Origin of the sequence: Microbacterium sp. H6 (assembly GCF_003314775.1) — a bacterium.
GTDB lineage: Bacteria > Actinomycetota > Actinomycetes > Actinomycetales > Microbacteriaceae > Microbacterium > Microbacterium oxydans.
In genome coordinates this window covers 13818-18005 of the sequence record NZ_QOAY01000032.1, presented here as the reverse complement: position 1 = coordinate 18005, position 4188 = coordinate 13818, and the positions used below count along the sequence as shown (strand labels likewise).

4 protein-coding genes and 1 pseudogene are annotated in these 4188 nt (G+C 68.1%); 2 read left to right on the top strand and 3 right to left on the bottom strand.

What is annotated here, in order from left to right; all coding sequences use genetic code 11:
* Window positions 1–646, top strand: a 646-nt coding sequence (locus DSP71_RS01535; RefSeq protein WP_258546203.1) for an ABC transporter ATP-binding protein, incomplete at its 5' end; no start/stop codon positions are given.
* Window positions 647–665: 19 nt separating this feature from the next.
* Here the strand turns inward: DSP71_RS01535 and DSP71_RS01530 are convergent.
* The 3 genes from DSP71_RS01530 to pseB are packed head-to-tail and all read right to left on the bottom strand — an operon-like array spanning window position 666 to window position 3510.
* On the bottom strand, window positions 666–1397 hold the full coding sequence (locus DSP71_RS01530) for a cytidylyltransferase domain-containing protein (RefSeq protein ID WP_113680192.1): 732 nt from the start codon (window positions 1395–1397) through the stop codon (window positions 666–668).
* Window positions 1394–2518, bottom strand: a complete 1125-nt coding sequence (pseC, locus tag DSP71_RS01525) for a UDP-4-amino-4,6-dideoxy-N-acetyl-beta-L-altrosamine transaminase (protein ID WP_113680191.1) — start codon at window positions 2516–2518, stop codon at window positions 1394–1396. The genes DSP71_RS01530 and pseC overlap by 4 nt, the downstream gene beginning before the upstream one ends.
* A gap of 2 nt (window positions 2519–2520) precedes the next feature.
* The gene (gene pseB / locus DSP71_RS01520; protein ID WP_058632621.1) at window positions 2521–3510 is read right to left on the bottom strand and encodes a UDP-N-acetylglucosamine 4,6-dehydratase (inverting); all 990 of its coding nucleotides are present in this window, start codon (window positions 3508–3510) and stop codon (window positions 2521–2523) included.
* Window positions 3511–3621: 111 nt separating this feature from the next.
* Here pseB and DSP71_RS21805 point away from each other — a divergent pair.
* Window positions 3622–4188, top strand: a pseudogene (locus DSP71_RS21805) (hypothetical protein); the annotation flags it as partial.

Genomic DNA, 4188 nt, shown 5'->3' with positions numbered 1-4188 from the left:
CCCCCGCCGCTCCCGACCCGGAGAGTTCTGGGCGCTTCGGGACGTGTCCTTCTCGGTCCGATCCGGAGAATCGATCGGTGTGGTGGGCCGGAACGGTCAGGGGAAATCGACGCTCCTCCGGCTCGTGGCGAAGGTGCTCCTTCCGGACGAGGGCACGGTGACCGTCAACGGCGGAGTCGCACCGCTCATCGAGATCACCGGTGGATTCGTCGGCGACCTCACGGTGCGGGAGAACGTCCGACTCACCGCTGGTCTGCATGGGATGTCCCGCGAGGAGGTGTCGCGGCGCTACGACGGCATCATCGAGTTCGCAGAGCTCGCCGGCTTCGAGGACACCCCCTACAAGCACCTGTCGAACGGCATGAAGGTGCGGCTGGCCTTCGCGGTCGTGTCGCAGCTCGACGAGCCGATCCTCCTCGTCGACGAGGTGCTCGCGGTGGGGGACAAGGCGTTCCGCGAGAAGTGTTATCGACGCATCGACGAGCTGCTCGCCGATGGGCGCACGCTCTTCTTCGTCAGCCACAACGAACGCGACCTGCGCCGTTTCTGCACGCGTGGCCTCTACCTCGACAAGGGCGCTCTGGTCCTCGACGCGCCGATCGCCGAGGTCCTCGACCGTTACAACGAGGACTACAACGCGCGCTGACGCACGTCGGCTCGGGAAGTCACTCCCCGAGCTTCTTCTGCTCCACGTCCGCGTTCAGGGCCACCAGCTCGGGGTGGGCTTCGAGGACCTCGATGATCTCGTCGGCGCTGAGGTCAGCCGCGCTGTAGGTCTCGACGAGGGCGCGGATGACCGCGAGGTCCTCCGGGGTGTCGACGGTGACGCGGAAGCGCGACGCGTCGCGCGTGCCGGTGATGGCGTGCAGGCGCGTATCGGCTCCCCGGCCGCTGTAGAGGAACGGGGTGACGTGCTCGCGATCGGCGGGAAGGGATGCCCGTGCGTCCGCTTCGAGAAGCGCAGCGGCGGAGAACACCTCGAAATCGAAGCCACGGGGATAGGTCCGCTCGAGCACGTTGGACACGTGTGCGGTGGGGTCCGCGAGTTCGGCGAACCGCTCGATGCCCCGCCGGACGAGCGCGGGGTCGATGAGGGGGCAGTCCGACGTGACGCGCACGACCACGTCGAGCCCGGCATCGCGCGCGGCGCCTGCGAACCGTCCCAGCACGTCGGTCTCGCTGCCACGGAAGACGCGCGCTCCTCGGGACACCGCGAGCGCCGCGATCGGATCGTCGCTCGCATTCGTCGTCGTGGCGACGACCAGTGGCAGGTCGAGCTTCTGCAGCCTGTCGATGTGATGGTCGAGCAGGGTGCGTCCGCCCGCGGCGAGCAGGACCTTGCCGGGGAGCCGGGTGCTGGTCATCCGCGCCTGCGTGATGATCCCGACTCGTGTCACCGCAGCGCCTCCGCGAGGGCGTCGACGACCTGGTCGACCTGCGAATCGGTCAGCTCAGGGTGGATCGGAAGCGACAGCTCCTCGCGGTAGAAGGCCTCCGCGTTCGGGCACATCCCTCGCCGGTAGCCCGCGTCGGCGTACACCGGATGCCAGTAGACGGGCATGTAGTTGACCTGGACACCGACGCCGAGTTCCCGCATCCGATCGAAGACCTCACGACGTCGCCCGTCGAGGATGCGCACGGGGTAGAGGTGACGCATCGCGTCGACGTTCTCGCGCTGGACCGGGCGGCGCACGCCGTCGAGATCGGCTAGTGCGTCGTCGTAGCGCCGCGTGATCTCCGCGCGCCGACGTTTGAACGCGTCGAGTCTGGAGAGCTGGGACAGGCCGAGCGCGCAGGCGATGTCGGTGAGTCGGTAGTTCACGCCGAACTCGTGCACCTCCTGATGCCAGGCACCCTCGCCGGGCACCTGGAAGCGCGAGGCATCCCGCACGAGACCGATGTTGTGGAACTCGTGCGCACGCTGTGCCAGCTCGGGATCCTTGGCGACGAGCGCTCCGCCCTCGCCGGTGGTGAGGTTCTTCGTCGGGAAGAACGACAGCGTCGTGATGTCGGCGAGATCGCCCACCGGCCGGCCGTTGTAGGTGCTGCCGATGGAGTGCGCGGCATCGTCGAGGACGCGGGCTCCGTAGCGCGCCGCCGTCGCCGTGAGCCGGTCGTAGTCAGCGGGGTGACCGGCGTAGTCGACTGCGGTGATGATCCGGGTGCGGTCGTCGATGAGGGCATCCACCGCGGCCGGGTCGATGAGGGCGGTGTCCTCCTCCACATCGGCGAAGACGATCCGTGCACCGCGCATGGACGCGGTCGACGTCGTCGCGATGAAGGTCATGGGCGTGGAGATGACGACGTCGCCCTCGGAGATCCCTGCTGCCGCATACGCCATGTGCAGCGCCGCCGTGCCCGAGGTGGCCGTCACCGCGCGATGTCCGCCGGTGAGCTCGCTGATCTTCGACTCGAAGGCGGAGACGAGGGGTCCGGTGGTGAGCCAGTCGCCGCGGAGGACGTCGACGACGGCCTGGATGTCATCTTCGGAGATGGACTGTCTCCCGTACGGCAGCATCCTCAGATACCCGCTTCGATGATGGCCGCGATCTCGGCCTGCGAGTACCACCGGTCGTTGCTGTCGGATCGGTAGGCGAAGCCTTCGGGCACCGGAACGGCATCCTTCGGGACGCGATAGCCCCACGATGCGAGGTCGGGCTGGATGATGAAGTACTTGCCGTCGGCGACCACCACGGCACGACGGCCTTCCTCGGGGCTGATCATCTCCTCGTGCAGCTTCTCGCCGGGGCGCAGGCCCACGTCGACGAGGTCTGCACCGGGCACGACGGCGTGCGCGAGGTCGGTCACCTTCATCGACGGGATGCGGGGGACCAGCAGCTCACCGCCCTGCATGAGCTCGAAGGTGTCGACGACCATCTCGACGGCCTGCGGCAGCGTGATGAAGAATCGCGTGCAGCGCAGGTCGGTGATCGGCAGCGGCTTGCCTTCGGCTCCGAGCCTCTCGAAGAACGGGATGACCGAGCCGCGCGAGCCCATGACGTTCCCGTACCGCACCACGGCGAAGCGCGTGTCGTAGGCGGCCGCGTAGTGGTTCCCGGTGATGAAGAGCTTGTCGGCTGTTAGCTTGGTGGCGCCGTACAGGTTGATGGGGCTGGAGGCCTTGTCCGTCGACAGGGCGACGACCCGCTTCACGCCCGCATCGATCGACGCCTCGATCACGTTCTGGCTGCCGAGCACGTTGGTCTTGACGAACTCGAACGGGTTGTACTCCGCGGTGTCGACCTGCTTGAGCGCGGCTGCATGCACCACGTAGTCGACTCCGTGCAGAGCGCGGACGAGGCGCCGCTCGTCGCGGATGTCGCCGATGAACCAGCGCAGCCGCGGGTCGTCGCCGAACTGCTGCCGCACCTCGTACTGCTTCAGCTCGTCACGGGAGAAGACGACGAGACGTCGCGGATCGAGGTGCGTCAGCGCATGGCGGATGAACGCCTTGCCGAACGATCCTGTGCCGCCTGTGATGAGGATGCTCGAGCCCTCGAGAACCGACACTCTGTCTCCCTCAGCGTCGTGGAATGGTGCGGATTCCCGGGTTGAATCACGCCCGGCCTATCCTATCGGGTGGGTACGGGCGTGCCCGCGGACGGTGATGAAGGGCGAACGATGAGTCGACGAGGGGCCCTCCTCCATTGCAATGCCGGGGTCGAGTACGGCATGGGGCACCTCATGCGCACGCTCGCGATCGCCGCCGTCGCCAGGAAACGCGGATGGTCGGTGTCGCTCATCGGCGACATCGACGAGGCCGGGTCGGCCGCCGCGCACCGCATCGAGCCCGACCTGCCCGTCCGGTCCATCCGCGCGGCAGAGTCTCCCGAAGCGCTGGTCGCAGCGGCAGGAGAGGCGGACGTCCTGCACCTCGACGCGTACACGGACGTGCCCGACGTTCGCGGCTTCGGGGCTCTGGTGAGCAACATGCAGGACGGCCCCTACGGCGTGAGGGCGGCCGATCTCTCGATCGACGCGAACCTCGGAGCAGAGGCGACGTTCGCCCGTCCTGACCTCACCCGCCACCCTTTGGCCGGTCTCGATGTCGCGGTGGTACGCGAGCAGGTGCTCCGTCAGCGCGCCGCATCGCACCTGCCAGGCGCAGTGCCCCGCGTGCTCGTCGTCATGGGCGGCTCCGACCCCCGGGGACTCACGGCCCGCGTCGTGCGGGCGCTCGACGGTGTG

Coding starts and splice junctions, on each gene's coding strand:
- pseC (WP_113680191.1), bottom strand. CDS start 2,518: ATGCTGCCGTACGGGAGACAGTCCATCTCCGAAGATGACATCCAGGCC.